The following is a 21362-nucleotide window of genomic DNA, read 5'->3' as shown; positions in this document are numbered from 1 at the left end:
AGAATCCATAGAGGAGGTAGTTATGTTAAAGAAAACGATAGAAGAACAAGGCAAAAAATATCCCGAATTAAAGGAAATCATCGATCAAAAAGAAGTTTTTTGGATCAATCCAAAACGCGTATCTTTTCAAGGGGTAGAAAAATATTTGCCTGTTTCAAAAGAAGAAGTGGAAGAAGCAGAGGCAAGACTTCAACGTTTTGCTCCTTTTATTGAAAAAGTATTTCCTGAAACAAAGGAACGAGGCGGAATTATTGAAAGTCCTTTGGCAGAAATTTCTCAGATGAAAGAATCCGTAGGAGAATTTCCCGGCTCTTTGTGGCTAAAGATGGATTCTCATTTGGCGGTGGCCGGTTCCGTAAAAGCCCGTGGAGGAATTTATGAGGTTTTGAAGCGAACTGAAATTTTAGCCAAAGAACATGGATTGTTGGAAGACGGCGATTACGGGGCATTAGCAGATCCAGAAAATCGAAAAATCTTTGAAAATTACACCATTCAAGTAGGATCTACAGGAAATTTAGGATTGTCCATTGGGATTTCTAGTGCAAAAATTGGATTCAAAGTCATCGTTCATATGTCGGCCGATGCAAAACAATGGAAAAAAGATTTGTTGCGTTCCCATGGGGTAACGGTAAAAGAATATGAATCCAACTACTCTTTGGCCGTAGAACAAGGCAGAAAAGAAAGTGACGCCGATCCAAAGAGCCATTTTGTTGACGATGAAAATTCCGTGGATTTATTTATGGGCTATGCCGTGGCGGCCAAGCGCTTACAAAATCAGCTAAAAGAAAACAAGATAGTAGTGGATGAGTCTCGCCCTCTTTGTGTCTATATTCCTTGTGGCGTAGGAGGCGCTCCTGGAGGAATTGCCTACGGATTGAAATCCATTTTCCAAGAAAATGTGCATATTTTCTTTATTGAACCAACCCATGCTCCTTGTATGATCTTGGGAATGGTAACAGAACTTCACGACAAAATTGCCGTAGAAGATGTGGGAATTGATGGAAAAACCGAAGCCGACGGTTTGGCCGTTGGACGTCCTTCTGGATTTGTAGGAAAAATTATGGATCCCATTCTAGATGGTCTCTTTACAATTGAAGACGATCGTCTTTTTCCGTTTCTACAAGAACTCTACAAAACAGAAGACATTTTCATCGAGCCATCAGCGGCGGCTTCCTTCCAAGGAGTTTACGCCTTATCAGAAGAAGAAAAAGTCCAAGAATATTTTGAAGAACAAGGTTTAGGGGAAAATACAACCCATATTTGTTGGGCCACAGGTGGTGCTTTGGTACCAGAAGAAATGAAAAAAGAATATTTAGGCCAATGAACTTCTTTTATACTAAAAAATAGCATAAAAATCTAGTTATCCGCATAAAAACTGGACTTATCACACTTTATCAAGGTCAAAACCACTCAATTTACTACTAATTTACTACTTATGAATGAGCTTTGATACGACGATTTATCCTTGAAAAGTGAAGATATAAAGATACTTCCAATAAAATTTGAATATTTAATAGGTAGACACTTCAAAAAATGAGGTGTCTATTTTTTTACCCGATTTTGAAAGGAAGTGAACTTATGAAAACAAAAAATCAAGAATCAAAAGGTCGTTCCCCACTCTTTAAGACCATCAAACATTCATTCAGCCAATAAAAAAGAAAGGATAGGTAAAAATATGGAACTTAAATTTGTGATTCCCAACATGGAAAAAACATTCGGCAATTTAGAATTTGCTGGCGAGGATAAAGTCGTTCAGCGAAGAATCAACGGACGGCTAACTGTCTTATCAAGAAGCTATAATCTCTATTCTGATGTTCAAAGAGCAGATGATATTGTGGTGGTGCTTCCTGCTGAAGCTGGCGAAAAACATTTCGGCTTTGAGGAACGTGTGAAGTTAGTCAATCCACGTATTACCGCAGAGGGCTACAAAATCGGCACTCGTGGTTTTACAAATTACCTTTTACATGCTGACGACATGATAAAAGAATAAAGAAAGAGAGGAAAAATGATGAGATTAGCAAATGGCATTGTATTAGATAAAGACACGACTTTTGGAGAATTGAAATTCTCTGCTCTACGTCGTGAAGTGAGAATCCAAAATGAAGACGGGTCGGTTTCAGATGAAATCAAGGAACGTACCTATGACTTAAAATCCAAAGGACAAGGACGCATGATTCAAGTAAGTATTCCTGCCAGCGTGCCTTTGAAAGAGTTTGATTATAACGCACGGGTGGAACTTATCAATCCCATTGCGGACACCGTTGCTACTGCCACCTATCAAGGAGCAGATGTTGACTGGTATATCAAGGCAGACGATATTGTGCTGACAAAGGATTCTAGTTCATTCAAAGCTCAACCACAAGCAAAGAAAGAACCGACACAAGACAAATAGTCGCTAGGTAGAAAGGAGACTTTTTCGCATGAAACAGCGTGGTAAAAGGATTCGCCCATCTGGTAAAGATTTAGTCTTTCATTTTACGATAGCGTCACTCCTGCCTGTTTTCCTGCTGGTTGTCGGACTGTTTCATGTGAAGACAATCCAGCAGATCAACTGGCAGGATTTTAACCTATCACAAGCAGATAAGATTGACATTCCCTATTTAATTATCAGTTTCAGTGTCGCAATTCTTATCTGCTTGCTGGTAGCGTTTGTATTCAAACGGGTTCGCTATGATACGGTTAAACAACTTTACCACCGTCAAAAACTGGCAAAGATGATACTTGAAAACAAGTGGTATGAATCTGAACAGGTCAAAACAGAGGGTTTCTTTAAAGATAGTGCTGGTCGTACAAAGGAAAAGATAACCTACTTCCCTAAAATGTATTATCGACTTAAAAATGGCTTGATACAGATACGGGTGGAAATCACGCTGGGAAAATATCAAGACCAACTCTTACACTTGGAAAAGAAATTAGAGAGTGGCTTGTACTGTGAGCTGACGGATAAAGAGTTAAAGGATTCCTATGTGGAATATACTTTGCTCTATGACACCATAGCCAGTCGTATTTCTATTGATGAAGTAGAAGCTAAAGATGGTAAACTTCGCTTAATGAAAAACGTATGGTGGGAATATGATAAGCTCCCTCATATGTTGATTGCTGGTGGTACAGGTGGCGGTAAAACTTACTTTATACTGACACTGATTGAAGCCTTGCTTCATACAGATTCAAAACTGTATATTCTTGACCCGAAAAATGCTGATCTTGCGGACTTAGGTTCTGTGATGGCAAATGTCTACTATAGAAAAGAAGACTTGCTTTCTTGCATTGAAACATTCTATGAAGAAATGATGAAACGTAGTGAGGAAATGAAGCAGATGAAGAACTATAAGACTGGCAAAAATTATGCTTACTTAGGTCTCCCGGCACACTTCTTAATCTTTGATGAATACGTCGCTTTCATGGAAATGCTGGGAACAAAAGAAAACACCGCAGTTATGAATAAGCTGAAACAGATTGTCATGTTAGGTCGTCAAGCTGGCTTCTTTCTAATACTGGCTTGTCAACGTCCAGACGCAAAATATTTAGGCGACGGAATCCGTGATCAGTTTAATTTCAGAGTGGCTTTAGGTCGTATGTCTGAAATGGGCTATGGCATGATGTTTGGCAGTGACGTACAAAAGGATTTCTTCTTAAAGCGAATCAAAGGTCGTGGCTATGTTGATGTAGGAACAAGTGTCATATCAGAGTTTTATACTCCCCTTGTACCAAAAGGATATGATTTCTTGGAGGAAATTAAAAAGTTATCCAACAGCAGACAGTCCACGCAGGCGACGTGCGAAGCGGAAGTCGCAGGTGTGGACTGATCTTGCTGGCTGGTGTGGCAATAGCCACGCCAGCACTTAACCCCCCGTATCTAACAGGGGGGTACAAATCGACAGGAAACAGTCAAAAAAACATTAGAAAATCCTTTGGTTACAAGGGATTTACAAAATTTCAGCGTATGTCAAATGGGCTTTAAAAGTTGACATACGCCTTTTTGATTGGAGGGATTTTTACTGAATGAACAAACTTGGTTACAGCATTTAAAAGAAAAACGCTTGGCTTATGGACTATCTCAAAACCGTTTAGCTGTTGCGACTGGTATTACAAGGCAGTATCTAAGCGATATTGAAACAGGAAAAGTCAAGCCATCAGAGGATTTACAGCAGTCCCTTTGGGAAGCTCTGGAACGCTTCAATCCCGACGCTCCCCTTGAAATGCTGTTTGATTATGTAAGAATTCGCTTTCCGACAACAGACGTACAGCAGGTGGTCGAAAACATCTTACAACTGAAACTGTCCTATTTTCTTCATGAGGACTATGGTTTCTATTCTTATTCAGAGCATTATGCTTTAGGCGACATATTCGTCCTTTGCTCCCATGAACTGGACAAAGGAGTTCTGGTGGAATTGAAAGGTCGTGGGTGCAGACAATTTGAAAGCTATCTTCTGGCACAACAAAGAAGCTGGTATGAGTTCTTTATGGACGTTTTGGTGGCTGGCGGTGTGATGAAACGCCTTGACCTTGCCATTAACGATAAGACAGGGATTTTAAATATCCCTGTACTCACTGAAAAGTGCCAACAGGAAGAATGTATCTCCGTCTTCCGCAGTTTTAAAAGCTATCGCAGTGGCGAACTGGTACGCAAAGAGGAAAAGGAATGTATGGGAAACACCCTCTATATCGGTTCATTACAAAGTGAAGTTTATTTCTGTATCTATGAAAAGGACTACGAGCAGTACAAGAAAAATGATATTCCCATTGAAGACGCAGAAGTAAAAAACCGTTTTGAGATTCGATTGAAAAATGAGCGTGCCTATTATGCAGTCCGTGATTTACTCGTCTATGACAATCCAGAGCATACCGCCTTTAAAATTATCAATCGGTATATCCGTTTTGTAGATAAAGACGATTCCAAACCTCGTTCTGATTGGAAACTGAATGAAGAATGGGCTTGGTTTATTGGGAACAATCGTGAACGATTAAAACTAACCACAAAACCAGAGCCTTACTCCTTCCAAAGGACGCTGAACTGGCTATCTCATCAAGTTGCCCCGACCTTAAAGGTTGCGATTAAACTTGATGAAATCAACCAGACGCAGGTTGTAAAAGACATTCTCGACCATGCGAAACTGACAGACCGACACAAGCAGATTTTGAAGCAACAGTCAGTAAAAGAACAGGACGTGATAACAACAAAAAAATAACTCAAATACAAATTCATTGAATATAGAGAGGAGAACATTTTTATGAATTTTGGACAAAACCTTTATAACTGGTTTCTATCAAACGCTCAATCACTGGTGCTTTTAGCAATCGTTGTGATTGGCTTGTATCTTGGCTTCAAGCGTGAGTTTAGCAAACTGATTGGCTTTTTAATTATTGCGATTATTGCGGTTGGCTTAGTCTTCAACGCTGCTGGAGTAAAAGACATTTTACTAGAGCTATTCAATCGCATTATTGGTGCTTAAATAAAACCGTTCTTTTGTGGAATATAAGTGGTTTTCTTATGTTCCGCAAAGGAATGGTACACCAAACGAAGTGCGGTAGGGATTTTTGAATCTCTACAAAGAAAGGACGTGAATATATGGACGATATGCAAGTCTATATTGCGAATTTAGGCAAATACAATGAGGGCGAATTGGTCGGTGCGTGGTTTACCTTTCCCATTGACTTTGAGGAAGTCAAAGAGAAAATCGGCTTGAATGATGAATATGAGGAATACGCCATTCATGACTACGAGTTACCCTTTACGGTTGACGAATACACTTCCATTGGCGAACTCAATCGACTATGGGAAATGGTATCGGAATTACCCGAAGAATTACAATCGGAGCTATCTGCTCTGCTCACTCATTTTTCAAGCATTGAAGAACTAAGCGAACATCAAGAGGATATTATCATTCATTCCGATTGTGATGATATGTATGACGTGGCACGCTACTACATTGAAGAAACGGGTGCTTTAGGCGAAGTACCAGCTAGTCTTCAAAACTATATTGATTATCAAGCCTATGGTCGGGATTTAGACCTTTCAGGAACGTTTATCTCAACCAATCATGGGATTTTTGAAATCGTCTATTAAATCTGTCGGTACATTACTACTGGCAGATTTTCTATTTTACGGGGTGGCTCAATCAGCTACCCCTATTTTTTATGAAAGGATTGATTACATGAAGAAAATACGAAGCTATACCAGTATCTGGTCTGTGGAAAAGGTACTGTATTCTATCAATGATTTTAGACTTCCGTTTCCCATAACCTTTACGCAAATGACATGGTTTGTCGTGTCACTCTTTGCAGTGATGATACTTGGCAACTTGCCCCCTCTTTCCATGATAGAGGGAGCATTTCTCAAATACTTTGGGATTCCTGTGGCTTTCACATGGTTTATGTCTACAAAAACTTTTGATGGTAAAAAGCCTTATGGATTTTTGAAGTCTGTCATTGCTTATGCACTGCGACCAAAGCTGACCTATGCAGGAAAAAAAGTAACGCTTGGCAGAAACCAGCCACAAGAAGCCATTACAGCAGTTAGGAGTGAATTTTATGGCATATCCAATTAAATACATTGAAAACAATCTCGTCTGGAATAAAGACGGGGAATGTTATGCTTACTATGAGCTTGTTCCTTACAATTACTCATTTCTAAGTCCAGAACAGAAAATACAAGTGCATGATTCTTTCAGACAGCTTATCGCACAAAATCGTGATGGCAAAATTCATGCTTTACAAATCAGTACAGAATCCAGCATACGTTCTGCACAAGAGCGTTCCAAAAATGAAGTCACTGGCAAGCTCAAAGCGGTTGCCTATGACAAAATCGACCAACAGACAGACGCTTTAATATCCATGATTGGCGAAAATCAAGTGAACTACCGTTTCTTTATCGGCTTTAAGTTGCTTCTCAACGATCAGGAGTTTTCTATGAAAAGTCTTACCGTTGAAGCAAAAAATGCTTTGTCTGATTTTGTCTATGATGTGAACCATAAGCTGATGGGCGATTTTGTTAGTATGAGTAATGATGAAATCCTGCGTTTTCAGAAGATGGAAAAGCTCTTAGAAAATAAAATCTCTCGTCGTTTCAAAATCCGCAGGTTAGATAAGGACGACTTCGGCTATCTGATTGAACACCTTTACGGACAGACAGGCACTGCCTATGAAGAGTATGAGTACCATCTATCAAAGAAAAAGCTGGATAATGAAACGCTGATTAAATACTATGACTTGATTAAGCCTACTCGCTGTTTGGTGGAAGAAAAACAGCGATATTTGAAAATCCAGCAGGAAGATGAAACCGTCTATGTAGCTTACTTTACCATTAACAGCATTGTCGGAGAACTGGACTTCCCGTCCTCTGAAATCTTCTACTACCAGCAACAGCAATTTACATTCCCGATTGATACGTCAATGAATGTGGAAATTGTAGCGAATCGTAAAGCCCTATCTACTGTCCGCAATAAAAAGAAAGAACTGAAAGACTTGGATAACCACGCTTGGCAAAGTGATAATGAAACCAGCTCCAATGTGGCGGAAGCTCTGGAAAGTGTGAATGAGCTGGAAACCAATTTAGACCAAAGCAAGGAATCTATGTACAAGCTGTCTTATGTGGTAAGGGTATCAGCAAATGATCTTGACGAACTCAAACGTCGTTGTAATGAAGTGAAAGATTTTTATGACGATTTAAGCGTAAAACTGGTACGACCATTTGGGGATATGCTCGGCTTACATGAAGAATTTTTACCTGCCAGCAAGCGTTATATGAATGATTATATTCAATACGTGACCTCTGATTTCCTCGCTGGTTTAGGTTTTGGTGCTACTCAAATGCTGGGGGAAAATGAGGGGATTTATGTTGGCTACAGCTTAGATACTGGACGCAATGTCTATCTGAAACCTGCTCTTGCCAGTCAAGGGGTTAAGGGTTCAGTAACCAATGCGTTAGCGTCGGCTTTTGTTGGTTCGCTGGGTGGTGGTAAATCCTTTGCGAATAACCTTATCGTCTATTATGCGGTGCTTTATGGGGCACAAGCAGTGATTGTAGACCCAAAAGCAGAACGTGGCAGATGGAAAGAAACCTTGCCAGAGATTTCCCATGAAATCAATATCGTCACTCTGACTTCTGATGAGAAAAACAAAGGCTTACTTGACCCTTATGTGATTATGAAAAATCCCAAAGATTCTGAATCACTGGCTATTGATATTCTGACATTCCTTACGGGGATTTCCTCTCGTGATGGGGAACGCTTCCCAATCCTTAGAAAAGCCATTCGTGCAGTAACCAATAGTGAAGTACGAGGGTTGATGAAAGTGATTGAGGAATTACGGGTTGAGAATACGCCACTAAGTACCAGTATAGCCGACCATATCGAAAGTTTTACAGACTATGACTTTGCACATTTATTATTCAGTAATGGTTATGTGGAGCAGTCTATCAGCTTAGAAAAACAACTGAACATTATACAGGTTGCGGACTTGGTACTTCCCGACAAGGAAACTTCCTTTGAGGAATATACCACTATGGAGCTTTTATCCGTTGCTATGCTGATTGTCATTAGTACCTTTGCTTTAGACTTTATCCATACAGACCGAAGCATTTTCAAGATTGTAGATTTAGACGAAGCATGGAGCTTTTTACAGGTAGCACAAGGAAAAACACTATCTATGAAGCTGGTTCGGGCTGGTCGTGCTATGAACGCTGGGGTATATTTCGTGACCCAAAATACAGACGACCTCTTAGATGAAAAACTGAAAAATAACCTCGGCTTAAAATTTGCATTTCGTTCCACTGACCTTAACGAGATTAAAAAGACCTTAGCCTTTTTTGGTGTAGACCCAGAGGACGAAAACAATCAGAAGCGATTGCGTGATTTGGAAAACGGGCAATGCCTTATCAGTGATTTATATGGTCGTGTCGGTGTGATACAGTTCCACCCTGTATTTGAAGAACTGCTCCATGCCTTTGATACCAGACCACCTGTGCGAAAAGAGGTGTAAATGTGAAACCATCAATAGTAAACAGAATAAAATCAAACTGGACGCTGAAACGTCTAGGTAAAGTGGCAATGACAGTGGCTTTCACACTTGTGATTGCCATTTTTCTTTTAGCCATGCTGGGAACGGTGGTTCAAGCTGCGGGCTTGGTAGATGATACGGTCAATGTGGCAAATGAATACAGCCGATACCCACTTGAAAACTATCAACTGGATTTTTATGTGGATAATAGCTGGGGCTGGCTTCCGTGGAACTGGTCGGACGGGATTGGAAAACAGGTCATGTATGGACTATATGCCATTACCAATTTTATTTGGACAATCAGTTTGTATGTTTCCAATGCGACAGGTTACTTAGTACAGGAAGCCTATTCCTTAGACTTCATTTCCGCTACAGCAGATTCCATTGGTAAGAATATGCAGACCTTAGCTGGTGTGAGTGCAAACGGATTTTCAACAGAGGGTTTCTATGTTGGATTCCTCTTACTCTTGATTTTGGTTCTTGGGGTTTATGTTGCCTATACGGGACTGATAAAGAGAGAAACCACAAAGGCAATTCATGCCATTATGAATTTTGTGCTGGTGTTTATCCTATCGGCTTCCTTTATTGCCTACGCTCCCGACTACATTAAAAAAATCAATGACTTTTCATCAGACATCAGTAATGCCAGTTTATCACTTGGCACGAAGATTGTCATGCCCCATTCCGATAGTCAAGGCAAGGACAGCGTGGACTTAATCAGAGATAGCCTGTTTTCCATACAGGTTCAGCAACCGTGGCTACTGCTTCAATACAACAGTTCAGACATTGAAAGTATCGGTATTGACCGTGTGGAAAGCCTGCTCTCCACCAGCCCAGATTCCAACAATGGCGAAGACAGAGAAAAAATTGTTGCGGAAGAAATTGAAGACAGAAGCAATACCAATCTAACCATTACAAAGACCATTAACCGTTTAGGTACAGTCTTCTTCCTATTTGTCTTCAATATTGGGATTTCCATATTTGTATTCCTATTAACAGGAATCATGATTTTCTCGCAGGTACTTTTTATCATCTATGCTATGTTTCTGCCTGTGAGCTTTATTTTAAGCATGATTCCATCATTTGATGGTATGTCAAAACGAGCCATAACAAAGCTCTTTAATACCATTTTGACACGAGCTGGAATCACATTGATTATTACGACAGCATTTAGTATTTCAACCATGCTCTATACCTTATCGGCTGGTTATCCGTTCTTTTTGATTGCTTTTCTACAGATTGTGACCTTTGCAGGAATCTACTTCAAGCTGGGCGATTTAATGAGTATGTTTTCTCTACAGAGTAACGATTCTCAAAGTGTGGGAAGTCGTGTGATGAGAAAACCTCGTATGCTTATGCACGCTCACATGCACCGTCTACAGCGGAAACTTGGACGTTCCATGACTACTCTAGGGGCTGGGTCTGCCATTGTTACAGGTAAAAAAGGACAGTCGGGTTCGGGGAGTTCTGCAAGGACACAAGCAGATCACTCCCGACCAGACGGAAAGGAAAAATCAACACTTGGAAAACGTATCGGTCAAACCATCGGTACAGTAGCTGATACCAAAGACAGAATGGTAGACACTGCTAGTGGTTTGAAAGAACAGGTTAAAGATTTGCCGACCAATGCAAGATATGCAGTATATCAAGGAAAATCCAAAGTAAAAGAGAATGTCCGTGATTTAACCAGTAGTATTTCTCAAACCAAAGCGGACAGAGCCAGTGGACGCAAGGAACAGCAGGAACAAAGGCGAAAAACCATTGCGAAGCGTCGCTCTGAAATGGAACAGGTCAAACAGAAAAAACAGCCTGCTTCTTCTGTTCATGAAAGACCGACTACAAGACAAGAACAATATCATGATGAACAGACCTCAAAACAGTCTAATATTCAGACTTCATATAAGGAATCTCAACAAGCCAAACAAGAGCGTCCAGCAGTTAAGTCCGATTTTTCAAGTCCAAAAGTGGAACGCCAAGGCAATACCGTTCAAGAAAAAACCGTTCAAAAGCCAGCAACTTCAACCACTACAGCAGATAGAACTTCACAACGTCCAATCACAAAAGAACGTCCGTCTACTGTTCAAAGAGTACCACTACAAAATACAAGAAGTAGACCACCAATCAAAACCGCCACCATTAAGAAAGTCGGTAAGAAACCATGAAGTTGAAAACTTTAGTGATTGGTGGTTCTGGATTATTCTTGATGGTCTTCTCACTGCTTCTGTTTGTTGCCATTTTATTTTCAGATGAACAGGACAGCGGAATTTCCAATATTCATTATGGAGGTGTGAATGTTTCCGCAGAAGTGCTGGCTCATAAGCCTATGGTAGAAAAATATGCCAAAGAATATGGCGTTGAAGAATATGTCAACATACTTCTTGCGATTATACAGGTGGAATCGGGCGGTACTGCGGAAGATGTTATGCAGTCCTCGGAATCCCTCGGTCTTCCACCTAATTCATTGAGTACAGAAGAATCCATTAAGCAAGGTGTGAAGTATTTCAGTGAATTATTAGCCAGTAGCGAAAGGCTCAGTGTAGATTTAGAATCGGTTATCCAGTCCTACAATTATGGTGGTGGTTTCTTAGGGTATGTGGCTAATCGTGGAAATAAATATACCTTTGAACTGGCTCAAAGTTTCTCAAAAGAGTATTCAGGTGGCGAAAAAGTGTCTTACCCCAATCCCATAGCCATACCTATCAATGGGGGCTGGCGATACAACTATGGCAATATGTTTTATGTGCAACTGGTAACGCAGTATCTTGTCACAACAGAGTTTGATGATGATACGGTACAAGCCATCATGGACGAAGCACTGAAATATGAGGGCTGGCGATACGTTTACGGTGGAGCTTCCCCGACTACTTCTTTTGATTGTAGCGGACTGACACAATGGACGTATGGAAAAGCTGGAATTAACTTACCACGAACCGCACAACAGCAATATGATGTGACCCAGCATATCCCACTATCGGAAGCACAAGCTGGCGATTTGGTTTTCTTTCATTCTACCTATAACGCTGGCTCTTATATTACTCATGTTGGGATATACCTTGGCAATAACCGTATGTTTCATGCAGGCGACCCAATCGGTTATGCCGACTTAACAAGCCCCTACTGGCAACAGCATTTAGTGGGAGCAGGACGAATCAAACAATGAGAAAGGAAGATTTAATGATGAAATTTAGAAAAAATCAGAATAAAGAAAAACAGATACCAAAGGAAAAGAAACCTCGTGTCTATAAGGTCAATCCTCATAAAAAGGTTGTGATTGCCTTGTGGGTACTTTTAGGGCTTAGTTTCAGCTTTGCGATATTCAAGCACTTTACAGCTATAGATACTCATACTATTCACGAAACAACTATCATAGAAAAGGAATACGTTGATACTCATCATGTAGAAAATTTTGTAGAGAACTTTGCGAAAGTCTACTATTCATGGGAGCAATCCGATAAGTCCATTGATAATCGAATGGAAAGTCTAAAAGGCTATCTGACAGATGAACTTCAAGCTCTCAATGTTGATACAGTACGCAAAGATATTCCTGTATCGTCTTCTGTAAGAGGATTTCAGATATGGACGGTAGAGCCAACTGGCGACAATGAGTTTAATGTAACCTACAGTGTAGACCAGCTCATTACAGAGGGAGAAAATACAAAGACCGTCCACTCTGCTTATATAGTGAGTGTCTATGTAGATGGTTCTGGAAATATGGTACTGGTTAAGAATCCGACCATTACCAACATACCTAAGAAATCAAGTTATAAACCAAAAGCCATTGAAAGTGAGGGGACGGTTGATTCCATTACAACCAATGAAATCAATGAGTTTTTAACGACGTTCTTCAAGCTCTATCCTACAGCGACAGCCAGTGAACTTTCCTACTATGTGAATGACGGGATATTAAAACCAATCGGAAAAGAGTACATCTTTCAAGAACTGGTAAATCCTATTCACAATCGTAAGGATAATCAAGTCACGGTATCGCTGACAGTGGAGTATATCGACCAGCAGACCAAAGCAACGCAGGTATCTCAATTTGATTTGGTACTTGAAAAGAACGGGAGTAATTGGAAGATTGTAAAATAACAAATATTGGTACATGATTACAGATACTTTGTAATCATGTACTCTTTTTGATAAAAAATTGGAGATTCCTTTACAAATATGCTCTTACGTGCTATTATTTAAGTGACTATTTAAAAGGAGTTAATAAATATGCGGCAAGGTATTCTTAAATAAACTGTCAATTTGATAGCGGGAACAAATAATTAGATGTCCTTTTTTAGGAGGGCTTAGTTTTTTGTACCCAGTTTAAGAATACCTTTATCATGTGATTCTAAAGTATCCAGAGAATATCTGTATGCTTTGTATACCTATGGTTATGCATAAAAATCCCAGTGATAAAAGTATTTATCACTGGGATTTTTATGCCCTTTTGGGTTTTTGAATGGAGGAAAATCACATGAAAATTATTAATATTGGAGTTTTAGCTCATGTTGATGCAGGAAAAACTACCTTAACAGAAAGCTTATTATATAACAGTGGAGCGATTACAGAATTAGGAAGCGTGGACAAAGGTACAACGAGGACGGATAATACGCTTTTAGAACGTCAGAGAGGAATTACAATTCAGACAGGAATAACCTCTTTTCAGTGGGAAAATACGAAGGTGAACATCATAGACACGCCAGGACATATGGATTTCTTAGCAGAAGTATATCGTTCATTATCAGTTTTAGATGGGGCAATTCTACTGATTTCTGCAAAAGATGGCGTACAAGCACAAACTCGTATATTATTTCATGCACTTAGGAAAATGGGGATTCCCACAATCTTTTTTATCAATAAGATTGACCAAAATGGAATTGATTTATCAACGGTTTATCAGGATATTAAAGAGAAACTTTCTGCCGAAATTGTAATCAAACAGAAGGTAGAACTGTATCCTAATATGTGTGTGACGAACTTTACCGAATCTGAACAATGGGATACGGTAATAGAGGGAAACGATGACCTTTTAGAGAAATATATGTCCGGTAAATCATTAGAAGCATTGGAACTCGAACAAGAGGAAAGCATAAGATTTCATAATTGTTCCCTGTTCCCTGTTTATCACGGAAGTGCAAAAAACAATATAGGGATTGATAACCTTATAGAAGTGATTACGAATAAATTTTATTCATCAACACATCGAGGTCCGTCTGAACTTTGCGGAAATGTTTTCAAAATTGAATATACAAAAAAAAGACAACGTCTTGCATATATACGCCTTTATAGTGGAGTACTACATTTACGAGATTCGGTTAGAGTATCAGAAAAAGAAAAAATAAAAGTTACAGAAATGTATACTTCAATAAATGGTGAATTATGTAAGATTGATAGAGCTTATTCTGGAGAAATTGTTATTTTGCAAAATGAGTTTTTGAAGTTAAATAGTGTTCTTGGAGATACAAAACTATTGCCACAGAGAAAAAAGATTGAAAATCCGCACCCTCTACTACAAACAACTGTTGAACCGAGTAAACCTGAACAGAGAGAAATGTTGCTTGATGCCCTTTTGGAAATCTCAGATAGTGATCCGCTTCTACGATATTACGTGGATTCTACGACACATGAAATTATACTTTCTTTCTTAGGGAAAGTACAAATGGAAGTGATTAGTGCACTGTTGCAAGAAAAGTATCATGTGGAGATAGAACTAAAAGAGCCTACAGTCATTTATATGGAGAGACCGTTAAAAAATGCAGAATATACCATTCACATCGAAGTGCCGCCAAATCCTTTCTGGGCTTCCATTGGTTTATCTGTATCACCGCTTCCGTTGGGAAGTGGAATGCAGTATGAGAGCTCGGTTTCTCTTGGATACTTAAATCAATCATTTCAAAATGCAGTTATGGAAGGGATACGCTATGGTTGCGAACAAGGATTATATGGTTGGAATGTGACGGATTGTAAAATCTGTTTTAAGTATGGCTTATACTATAGCCCTGTTAGTACCCCAGCAGATTTTCGGATGCTTGCTCCTATTGTATTGGAACAAGTCTTAAAAAAAGCTGGAACAGAATTGTTAGAGCCATATCTTAGTTTTAAAATTTATGCGCCACAGGAATATCTTTCACGAGCATACAACGATGCTCCTAAATATTGTGCGAACATCGTAGACACTCAATTGAAAAATAATGAGGTCATTCTTAGTGGAGAAATCCCTGCTCGGTGTATTCAAGAATATCGTAGTGATTTAACTTTCTTTACAAATGGACGTAGTGTTTGTTTAACAGAGTTAAAAGGGTACCATGTTACTACCGGTGAACCTGTTTGCCAGCCCCGTCGTCCAAATAGTCGGATAGATAAAGTACGATATATGTTCAATAAAATAACTTAGTGTATTTTATGTTGTTATATAAATATGGTTTCTTGTTAAATAAGATGAAATATTTTTTAATAAAGATTTGAATTAAAGTGTAAAGGAGGAGATAGTTATTATAAACTACAAGTGGATATTGTGTCCTGTATGTGGAAATAAAACACGATTAAAGATAAGGGAAGATACTGAATTAAAAAAATTCCCCCTCTATTGTCCGAAATGCAGACAAGAAAATTTAATTGAAATAAAGCAGTTCAAAGTAACTGTGATTACAGAGCCAGACGCAAAGACGCAGAGCCGATAAAATGAGATTAATACAATCTCATTTTATCGGCTCTTTCCGTTATGTATGGATTCTTTTAATTAGTCTTCGATGTTTCTTGCTTCGTTGATACCGCTGGCTAAAGATTCCATTAAGGATAGTTCTTTGTCTGTAAAGCTATCCATGTATTTCTCTATCTGTAATCGTCGGGTGCTTTTTACCAAGTTATTAGCAGGTAAGAAAAATTCATCAACGGAAACATGAAGTAACGATACAAGGTCATAAAGAACTTGTATGCTGGGGTGTTGCCCTTTATTTTCAATATTAGTTAAGTACCGTGGGTCAATTTCAATCAATGCTCCCACTTGTTCACGAGTTAAACCTCGTTTCAATCGAGCTTCTTTAATGGCTAAACCAAAGGCTCTAAAATCATATTTATCTTCTTTTTTACGCATAGTAGACCACCTCTATACATTTTATTGTTCCTACTGAATTAAAAACAGGTATAGAAAAACGTGTTATATGGTTTATAGGTTTATATTTAATAAAAAGCACTACTAAACGCCAATAAAAAAAACCGTTATATGGTAGTGCTATTTACGCTGTTAAAATATTGTATATTACTTCCAAATGGCGGTTTGTTGGAGGTCAACGTCGCCATGAAGTACATCATATACAATAAATTTCCTTACATTGGGTTCTTGTCAAAAAAAGTCGTCTATCTGCAATAGATAAGTACGTCCACCAATGTGGTTTTATAAATCATATAGATAGAATAACAGAAGCATGTAAACAGAGAAATAAATCTGTTTATATGCTTTTTTGGCTATTCAGAACTTTTTTACAAAGTTTATTTATCAGTAATGCAACAAATCCCCCTTTCACATTGGGACTAAGAGTGAAAGGAGATAAACGAGCAAGGCTCACTTCCTTTCCTAGACAGAAAGGGGGTGAGAAACATGAAACCATCTTCTTTTCAGACCACAATAGAAAATCAGTTTGACTATATCTGTAAACGTGCTATGGAAGACGAGCGAAAGAATTATATGCTTTATCTTTCAAGGATTGCAAAGCGTGAGGTGTCCTTTTCGGATGTTGGCGATTATCTTGTTAGCCAGTTTGCGACAACAGATAACTATTCAACTGACTTTCAGATTTTTACACTCAATGGGTTATCAGTAGGCGTTGAAAATGATTTGTTGAGTGAAGCATTACGTGAGTTGCCAGACAAGAAACGTGAAATTCTACTGCTGTTTTACTTTATGGACATGAGCGATTCAGAAATTGCAGACCTGTTGAAATTGAACCGTTCTACTGTCTATCGGCATAGAACCAGTGGACTAGCCTTAATTAAAAAGTTTATGGAGGAATTTGAAGAATGAAAACACAATATCCTATGATTCCCTTTCCTCTCATTGTAAAGGCAACAGATGGCGATACCGAAGCGATTAACCAGATTCTACATCATTACAGAGGGTACATAACGAAGCGTTCCCTACGACTTATGAAAGATGAATATGGCAATCAAAGTATGGTCGTTGATGAAGTCTTACGTGGAAGAATGGAAACCAGACTGATTACAAAGATTTTGTCATTTGAAATTAAGTAATATCCTCTCTCCTTTCGTGGAAGCGTGCTAAACCATTCCACGCTTCCCGAACAGGGAGGTTTGTTATTCCACCAAAGCATATTGAGCTTTCAATGTGTTTTGATAGGCTAACGAGCCATTGTTCTTTGAAAACTGAATAAAAGTAATCGAATACGTTTCGATAAGAAAAGAGCCAACGGAACTAACCGCCATGACCTATCTTATAAAGATAGCGAGCGATTCATGTTAGTGATCCGAGAAGCAATCTTTAGCAGGATTGCCTGCAACGACATTCTTATCGTGATAATGATACTCCCATACAGTCAATAGTCCGAGCGTGATAAAACCGTCGCAGGCAATGAGTATGGCTACATGAGAACCATGCAGGGGTGGAACTCCCGTGAGCTTTGCTAAAGCTGTTCGATTGCTGGTAAAACAACTTTTATGAAATCCAAATAAGTGATTTGGAAAGGAGGATTTTATGAAGCAGACTGACATTCCTATTTGGGAACGTTATACCCTAACCATTGAAGAAGCGTCAAAATATTTTCGTATTGGCGAAAACAAGCTACGACGCTTGGCAGAGGAAAATAAAAATGCAAATTGGCTGATTATGAATGGCAATCGTATTCAGATTAAACGAAAACAATTTGAAAAAATTATAGATACATTGGACGCAATCTAGCGTCGCCAAAGGGTCTTGTATATGATAAAATAGTATTAAGTCGTATCAAGGCTCTTTCCATAAAGGAAAGGAGCAAATGCCATGTCAGAAAAAAGACGTGACAATAAAGGTCGAATCTTAAAGACTGGAGAGAGCCAACGAAAAGACGGAAGATACTTATACAAATATATAGATTCATTTGGAGAACCGCAATTTGTTTACTCGTGGAAACTTGTGGCTACAGACCGAGTACCAGCAGGAAAGCGTGATTGTATCTCACTTAGAGAGAAAATCGCAGAGTTACAGAAAGACATTCATGATGGTATTGATGTTGTAGGAAAGAAAATGACACTCTGCCAGCTTTACGCAAAACAGAACGCTCAAAGACCAAAGGTTAGAAAAAACACTGAAACTGGACGCAAATATCTTATGGATATTTTGAAGAAAGACAAGTTAGGTGTAAGAAGTATTGACAGTATTAAGCCATCAGACGCTAAAGAATGGGCTATTAGAATGAGTGAAAATGGTTATGCTTATCAAACCATCAATAACTACAAACGTTCTTTAAAGGCTTCATTCTATATTGCTATACAAGATGATTGTGTTCGGAAGAATCCATTTGACTTTCAACTGAAAGCAGTTCTTGATGATGATACTGTCCCTAAGACCGTACTAACAGAAGAACAGGAAGAAAAACTGTTAGCCTTTGCAAAAGCTGATAAAACCTACAGCAAAAATTATGATGAAATTCTGATACTCTTAAAAACAGGTCTTCGTATTTCAGAGTTTGGTGGTTTGACACTTCCAGATTTAGATTTTGAGAATCGTCTTGTCAATATAGACCATCAGCTATTGAGAGATACTGAAATTGGGTACTACATTGAAACACCAAAGACCAAAAGTGGCGAACGTCAAGTTCCTATGGTTGAAGAAGCCTATCAAGCATTTAAGCGAGTGTTAGCGAATCGAAAGAATGATAAGCGTGTTGAGATTGATGGATATAGTGATTTCCTCTTTCTTAATAGAAAGAACTATCCAAAAGTGGCAAGTGATTACAACGGCATGATGAAAGGTCTTGTTAAGAAATACAATAAGTATAACGAGGATAAATTGCCACACATCACTCCACATAGTTTGCGACATACATTCTGTACCAACTATGCAAATGCAGGAATGAATCCAAAGGCATTACAGTACATTATGGGACATGCTAATATAGCCATGACGCTGAACTATTACGCACATGCAACATTCGATTCTGCAATGGCAGAAATGAAACGCTTGAATAAAGAGAAGCAACAGGAGCGTCTTGTTGCTTAGTAGTACAAATGAATTTACTACTTATTTACCACTTCTGACAGCTAAGACATGAGGAAATATGCAAAGAAACGTGAAGTATCTTCCTACAGTAAAAATACTCGAAAGCACATAGAATAAGGCTTTACGAGCATTTAAGAAAATATAAAAAGATAATTAGAAATTTATACTTTGTTTAAAAATAAAAAAAATATATATAGAAGAAAAGAAACGGTAGACATTCTCTTAAATAAGGAAAACCTTCAAATTGAAAAAGTCTGCCTATAAGATAAAGTACAGATGGAATGATTCCCTTGATATGGATTAGGAACTTTTGAATCGAGAGTATCATTCTATTTGTTTTTCCTGTTTCACTTCTCGAACCAAGATTCATTTTAATTTATCTTGTATTGTTTCGGTGGTATTTTCATCGAGATAAAGGATGACTTTATAAGTGGACGTTCCTATTTTTTGAGCATCTTAATTTCTATATTCTACTTTTTAATTTTTTTCTCTCGTTTTTCTGAAATGTATAGGGGAATCGCCTTTTCTTTGGGATTCCCTTATAAATTTTTATTTTTAGGTATCCCTTTGTGATTAGAGACTTTCTTTCCGTTGCTCCTTGTCATTGACCTCCTCAATCAAATTTCCTATAAAAAAGAGAGAGATTGGAAATCTTCCAACCTCTCTACAGGTTTTTATTCCTATTTATTAGTGGGCTTATATACCTAAGAAAAAACTTGCAACTTCAAAGTATACCAGCAAAACAAAAGTATCAACAATTGTAGTAATAAGGGGACCCGCCATTATTGTAGGGTCTAATTTAATTTTGTCAGCGATTAAAGGTAGTATACCTCCCATAATTTTTGACAGAATAACCGTCAGAAGCAACGTAATAGATACGGTCAGGTTTACCTGGGTACTCACACCATCTAAAGCAAACATTCTAATCATATTGGCAATAACAAGAGCCAATCCTGTAATAATACCGATTTTAAATTCTTTGAAAATTACCTTGTATGCATCTCTATAATTGACTTGGCCAGAATAAAGATTGGTAATGATTGTAGTAGAAGACTGACTGCCGGCATTCCCCCCAGAATCCATCAACATGGGTATATAAGCTGTTAAAATAACGCTGCTGGCTATAACCGCTTCATATCTTTGAATGATGAAACCGGTTAAAGTTGCTGTCAACAGACAAATAATCAACCAAGTCGTTCGATCTTTTGCGATTTGAAAACTGGATTTTTTCCAATATAAGTCATGGGAAGATTCAGTAATACCGTGAATATAGGCCAAGTCCTCCTCATGCTCGTCATGCATAATGTCAATCGCCCATTCAGCCGGAACAAGGCCGATGAGCCTTCCCTCTGAATCGGTAACTGGAATTTCTGCCAAATCATATTTATATGCAATTTTAGCAACGATCTCTTGGTCATCGGTTGCATATACACTCTTTGTAATGGGATAGGAAAGTTTTCGAATATCTTTATCTTTGTTTCTCAAAAGGTCTGCCAAATAGACATATCCTGTGAGAACCAGTGAGTCATCGGTTATCCAAATCTGTTCCAATCTGTTGGCATCGAGATCAGAGTTTAAAACTTTTTCTATGGCAACAGAAGGCTTGACGGTATTTTTTACAGAGAGGAAATTGACCGACATGATCGAGCCTACGCTCTCATTTGGATACCCTAACAATTGGTTGATGATAGGTCTTCTTTCCTCACTAATAAAATGATTCATCAGTTTCCTTACCATGTTTGCAGGGAGTTCCTGAAGTGTATCCACCAATTCATCTTCATCGAGTTCCTTAATCAGAATCATTGTTTTTTCATCAGACAAAGACTCAATAATTTGAATTTTATTTTCTTGGGGTAAAAGCGTAAACCCATCCGCCAATAAGTCCTTATCTAAAAGTTTTATCCAGATAGCAAGATCTGATTCTGACAAATGTATAAGTTCTTCAGCTAAATCTACAGGATTCAAATGGTTTATTTCTTCCTGTAATACTTGAATTTCTCTTGTGTCATATTCTATTTTCATTTTACATACCTCCTCATTAAAAATGAGCATAAAAATAACGCTCAGCGGCCTTTAGTCTAAGCGGTAGTTTCGGCATATAAAATCGACTTAGCAATTCAAGTGCCTATTACATGGATTTTGCAAGCTTAAAATTCCATATAAA

Annotated in this window: 24 protein-coding genes; 20 read left to right on the top strand and 4 right to left on the bottom strand. The window is 38.5% G+C overall.

The window, feature by feature from the left end:
• Nucleotides 1-22 precede the first annotated feature (22 nt).
• From dsdA to LQU94_RS07025, 16 genes are all read left to right on the top strand, one after another.
• Nucleotides 23-1324 (top strand): D-serine ammonia-lyase, encoded by a 1302-nt coding sequence (gene dsdA / locus LQU94_RS07100; protein ID WP_230696988.1) that lies wholly within the window; start codon nucleotides 23-25, stop codon nucleotides 1322-1324.
• Nucleotides 1325-1675: 351 nt separating this feature from the next.
• Nucleotides 1676-1990: a YdcP family protein gene (locus tag LQU94_RS07095; protein WP_000420682.1), complete on the top strand. Its 315-nt coding sequence runs from the start codon at nucleotides 1676-1678 to the stop codon at nucleotides 1988-1990.
• Nucleotides 1991-2005: 15 nt separating this feature from the next.
• Nucleotides 2006-2392 carry a YdcP family protein gene (locus tag LQU94_RS07090; protein WP_000985015.1) on the top strand — a complete coding sequence of 129 codons (387 nt, stop codon included), beginning with the start codon at nucleotides 2006-2008 and terminating at the stop codon, nucleotides 2390-2392.
• Between the two features lie 28 nt (nucleotides 2393-2420).
• On the top strand, nucleotides 2421-3806 hold the full coding sequence (locus LQU94_RS07085) for an FtsK/SpoIIIE domain-containing protein (RefSeq protein ID WP_000813488.1): 1386 nt from the start codon (nucleotides 2421-2423) through the stop codon (nucleotides 3804-3806).
• Nucleotides 3807-3808: 2 nt separating this feature from the next.
• Nucleotides 3809-3961 (top strand): hypothetical protein, encoded by a 153-nt coding sequence (locus LQU94_RS07080; protein ID WP_000879507.1) that lies wholly within the window; start codon nucleotides 3809-3811, stop codon nucleotides 3959-3961.
• A gap of 22 nt (nucleotides 3962-3983) precedes the next feature.
• Entirely contained in the window at nucleotides 3984-5189 is a 1206-nt protein-coding gene (mobT, locus tag LQU94_RS07075; RefSeq protein WP_000398284.1) for a MobT family relaxase, read from the top strand.
• A 42-nt stretch (nucleotides 5190-5231) separates the two neighbouring features.
• Nucleotides 5232-5453 (top strand): hypothetical protein, encoded by a 222-nt coding sequence (locus LQU94_RS07070; protein WP_001009056.1) that lies wholly within the window; start codon nucleotides 5232-5234, stop codon nucleotides 5451-5453.
• Nucleotides 5454-5569: 116 nt separating this feature from the next.
• Nucleotides 5570-6067, top strand: a complete 498-nt coding sequence (locus tag LQU94_RS07065; protein ID WP_000342539.1) for an antirestriction protein ArdA — start codon at nucleotides 5570-5572, stop codon at nucleotides 6065-6067.
• Nucleotides 6068-6155: 88 nt separating this feature from the next.
• A complete protein-coding gene (locus tag LQU94_RS07060) occupies nucleotides 6156-6548 on the top strand; it encodes a conjugal transfer protein (protein ID WP_000723888.1) in 393 nt (130 codons plus the stop codon).
• Nucleotides 6532-8979: an ATP-binding protein gene (locus LQU94_RS07055; protein WP_000331160.1), complete on the top strand. Its 2448-nt coding sequence runs from the start codon at nucleotides 6532-6534 to the stop codon at nucleotides 8977-8979. The genes LQU94_RS07060 and LQU94_RS07055 overlap by 17 nt, the downstream gene beginning before the upstream one ends.
• A 2-nt stretch (nucleotides 8980-8981) precedes the next feature.
• Complete coding sequence (locus tag LQU94_RS07050) at nucleotides 8982-11159, top strand: CD3337/EF1877 family mobilome membrane protein (protein ID WP_000804748.1); 2178 nt, start codon at nucleotides 8982-8984, stop codon at nucleotides 11157-11159.
• A complete protein-coding gene (locus LQU94_RS07045; protein ID WP_000769868.1) occupies nucleotides 11156-12157 on the top strand; it encodes a lysozyme family protein in 1002 nt (333 codons plus the stop codon). Before LQU94_RS07050 ends, LQU94_RS07045 begins: the two co-directional genes overlap by 4 nt.
• The gene (locus tag LQU94_RS07040; RefSeq protein ID WP_001224319.1) at nucleotides 12154-13086 is read left to right on the top strand and encodes a conjugal transfer protein; all 933 of its coding nucleotides are present in this window, start codon (nucleotides 12154-12156) and stop codon (nucleotides 13084-13086) included. The genes LQU94_RS07045 and LQU94_RS07040 overlap by 4 nt, the downstream gene beginning before the upstream one ends.
• 244 nt (nucleotides 13087-13330) lie before the next feature.
• The gene (locus LQU94_RS07035; RefSeq protein ID WP_001791010.1) at nucleotides 13331-13447 is read left to right on the top strand and encodes a tetracycline resistance determinant leader peptide; all 117 of its coding nucleotides are present in this window, start codon (nucleotides 13331-13333) and stop codon (nucleotides 13445-13447) included.
• 15 nt (nucleotides 13448-13462) lie between these two features.
• Complete coding sequence (gene tet(M), locus LQU94_RS07030; RefSeq protein ID WP_000691727.1) at nucleotides 13463-15382, top strand: tetracycline resistance ribosomal protection protein Tet(M); 1920 nt, start codon at nucleotides 13463-13465, stop codon at nucleotides 15380-15382.
• Between the two features lie 118 nt (nucleotides 15383-15500).
• Nucleotides 15501-15668: a cysteine-rich KTR domain-containing protein gene (locus LQU94_RS07025; protein ID WP_000336323.1), complete on the top strand. Its 168-nt coding sequence runs from the start codon at nucleotides 15501-15503 to the stop codon at nucleotides 15666-15668.
• Nucleotides 15669-15727: 59 nt separating this feature from the next.
• Here LQU94_RS07025 and LQU94_RS07020 read toward each other — a convergent pair whose 3' ends face one another.
• Nucleotides 15728-16081 (bottom strand): helix-turn-helix transcriptional regulator, encoded by a 354-nt coding sequence (locus LQU94_RS07020; RefSeq protein ID WP_001227347.1) that lies wholly within the window; start codon nucleotides 16079-16081, stop codon nucleotides 15728-15730.
• 504 nt (nucleotides 16082-16585) lie between these two features.
• On the opposite strand from LQU94_RS07020, the gene LQU94_RS07015 reads away from it, so the two are divergent.
• Entirely contained in the window at nucleotides 16586-17008 is a 423-nt protein-coding gene (locus tag LQU94_RS07015) for a sigma-70 family RNA polymerase sigma factor (RefSeq protein ID WP_000804885.1), read from the top strand.
• Nucleotides 17005-17235, top strand: a complete 231-nt coding sequence (locus tag LQU94_RS07010) for a helix-turn-helix domain-containing protein (RefSeq protein ID WP_000857133.1) — start codon at nucleotides 17005-17007, stop codon at nucleotides 17233-17235. Before LQU94_RS07015 ends, LQU94_RS07010 begins: the two co-directional genes overlap by 4 nt.
• Before the next feature lie 225 nt (nucleotides 17236-17460).
• Here the strand turns inward: LQU94_RS07010 and LQU94_RS07005 are convergent, their stop codons facing one another.
• Nucleotides 17461-17712: a hypothetical protein gene (locus tag LQU94_RS07005; protein WP_001845478.1), complete on the bottom strand. Its 252-nt coding sequence runs from the start codon at nucleotides 17710-17712 to the stop codon at nucleotides 17461-17463.
• On the opposite strand from LQU94_RS07005, the gene LQU94_RS07000 reads away from it, so the two are divergent.
• Nucleotides 17696-17899 carry an excisionase gene (locus tag LQU94_RS07000; RefSeq protein ID WP_000814511.1) on the top strand — a complete coding sequence of 68 codons (204 nt, stop codon included), beginning with the start codon at nucleotides 17696-17698 and terminating at the stop codon, nucleotides 17897-17899. The two genes, LQU94_RS07005 and LQU94_RS07000, sit on opposite strands and share 17 nt — an antisense overlap.
• Before the next feature lie 81 nt (nucleotides 17900-17980).
• Nucleotides 17981-19198 carry a tyrosine-type recombinase/integrase gene (locus LQU94_RS06995; RefSeq protein WP_001291561.1) on the top strand — a complete coding sequence of 406 codons (1218 nt, stop codon included), beginning with the start codon at nucleotides 17981-17983 and terminating at the stop codon, nucleotides 19196-19198.
• Nucleotides 19199-19564: 366 nt separating this feature from the next.
• Here LQU94_RS06995 and LQU94_RS08130 read toward each other — a convergent pair whose 3' ends face one another.
• Together LQU94_RS08130 and mgtE are read right to left on the bottom strand one after the other, a co-directional pair.
• Nucleotides 19565-19642, bottom strand: coding sequence for a hypothetical protein (locus LQU94_RS08130; protein WP_370631509.1), 78 nt, complete (start codon nucleotides 19640-19642; stop codon nucleotides 19565-19567).
• Nucleotides 19643-19894: 252 nt separating this feature from the next.
• Nucleotides 19895-21250 carry a magnesium transporter gene (mgtE, locus tag LQU94_RS06990; protein ID WP_255702426.1) on the bottom strand — a complete coding sequence of 452 codons (1356 nt, stop codon included), beginning with the start codon at nucleotides 21248-21250 and terminating at the stop codon, nucleotides 19895-19897.
• Nucleotides 21251-21362 lie beyond the last annotated feature (112 nt).

This window comes from Peptoniphilus sp. KCTC 25270 (genome assembly GCF_021012875.1).
Taxonomy (GTDB): Bacteria; Bacillota; Clostridia; order Tissierellales; family Peptoniphilaceae; genus JAJMZJ01.
The sequence above is the reverse complement of the archived record's forward strand: the minus strand, read 5'-3'. Positions and strand labels throughout refer to the sequence as shown.

What these genes read in the sequence shown, in the direction of transcription:
- LQU94_RS07000 (WP_000814511.1), top strand. Translation starts at nt 17,696, where the DNA reads ATGAAGCAGACTGACATTCCTATTTGGGAACGTTATACCCTAACCATT.
- LQU94_RS07040 (WP_001224319.1), top strand. Translation starts at nt 12,154, where the DNA reads ATGAGAAAGGAAGATTTAATGATGAAATTTAGAAAAAATCAGAATAAA.
- LQU94_RS07090 (WP_000985015.1), top strand. Translation starts at nt 2,006, where the DNA reads ATGATGAGATTAGCAAATGGCATTGTATTAGATAAAGACACGACTTTT.
- LQU94_RS07020 (WP_001227347.1), bottom strand. Translation starts at nt 16,081, where the DNA reads ATGCGTAAAAAAGAAGATAAATATGATTTTAGAGCCTTTGGTTTAGCC.
- LQU94_RS07055 (WP_000331160.1), top strand. Translation starts at nt 6,532, where the DNA reads ATGGCATATCCAATTAAATACATTGAAAACAATCTCGTCTGGAATAAA.
- LQU94_RS07085 (WP_000813488.1), top strand. Translation starts at nt 2,421, where the DNA reads ATGAAACAGCGTGGTAAAAGGATTCGCCCATCTGGTAAAGATTTAGTC.
- LQU94_RS07065 (WP_000342539.1), top strand. Translation starts at nt 5,570, where the DNA reads ATGGACGATATGCAAGTCTATATTGCGAATTTAGGCAAATACAATGAG.
- LQU94_RS07010 (WP_000857133.1), top strand. Translation starts at nt 17,005, where the DNA reads ATGAAAACACAATATCCTATGATTCCCTTTCCTCTCATTGTAAAGGCA.
- mgtE (WP_255702426.1), bottom strand. Translation starts at nt 21,250, where the DNA reads ATGCTCATTTTTAATGAGGAGGTATGTAAAATGAAAATAGAATATGAC.
- LQU94_RS07095 (WP_000420682.1), top strand. Translation starts at nt 1,676, where the DNA reads ATGGAACTTAAATTTGTGATTCCCAACATGGAAAAAACATTCGGCAAT.
- LQU94_RS06995 (WP_001291561.1), top strand. Translation starts at nt 17,981, where the DNA reads ATGTCAGAAAAAAGACGTGACAATAAAGGTCGAATCTTAAAGACTGGA.
- LQU94_RS07015 (WP_000804885.1), top strand. Translation starts at nt 16,586, where the DNA reads ATGAAACCATCTTCTTTTCAGACCACAATAGAAAATCAGTTTGACTAT.
- LQU94_RS07070 (WP_001009056.1), top strand. Translation starts at nt 5,232, where the DNA reads ATGAATTTTGGACAAAACCTTTATAACTGGTTTCTATCAAACGCTCAA.
- LQU94_RS07005 (WP_001845478.1), bottom strand. Translation starts at nt 17,712, where the DNA reads ATGTCAGTCTGCTTCATAAAATCCTCCTTTCCAAATCACTTATTTGGA.
- LQU94_RS07045 (WP_000769868.1), top strand. Translation starts at nt 11,156, where the DNA reads ATGAAGTTGAAAACTTTAGTGATTGGTGGTTCTGGATTATTCTTGATG.
- dsdA (WP_230696988.1), top strand. Translation starts at nt 23, where the DNA reads ATGTTAAAGAAAACGATAGAAGAACAAGGCAAAAAATATCCCGAATTA.
- LQU94_RS07060 (WP_000723888.1), top strand. Translation starts at nt 6,156, where the DNA reads ATGAAGAAAATACGAAGCTATACCAGTATCTGGTCTGTGGAAAAGGTA.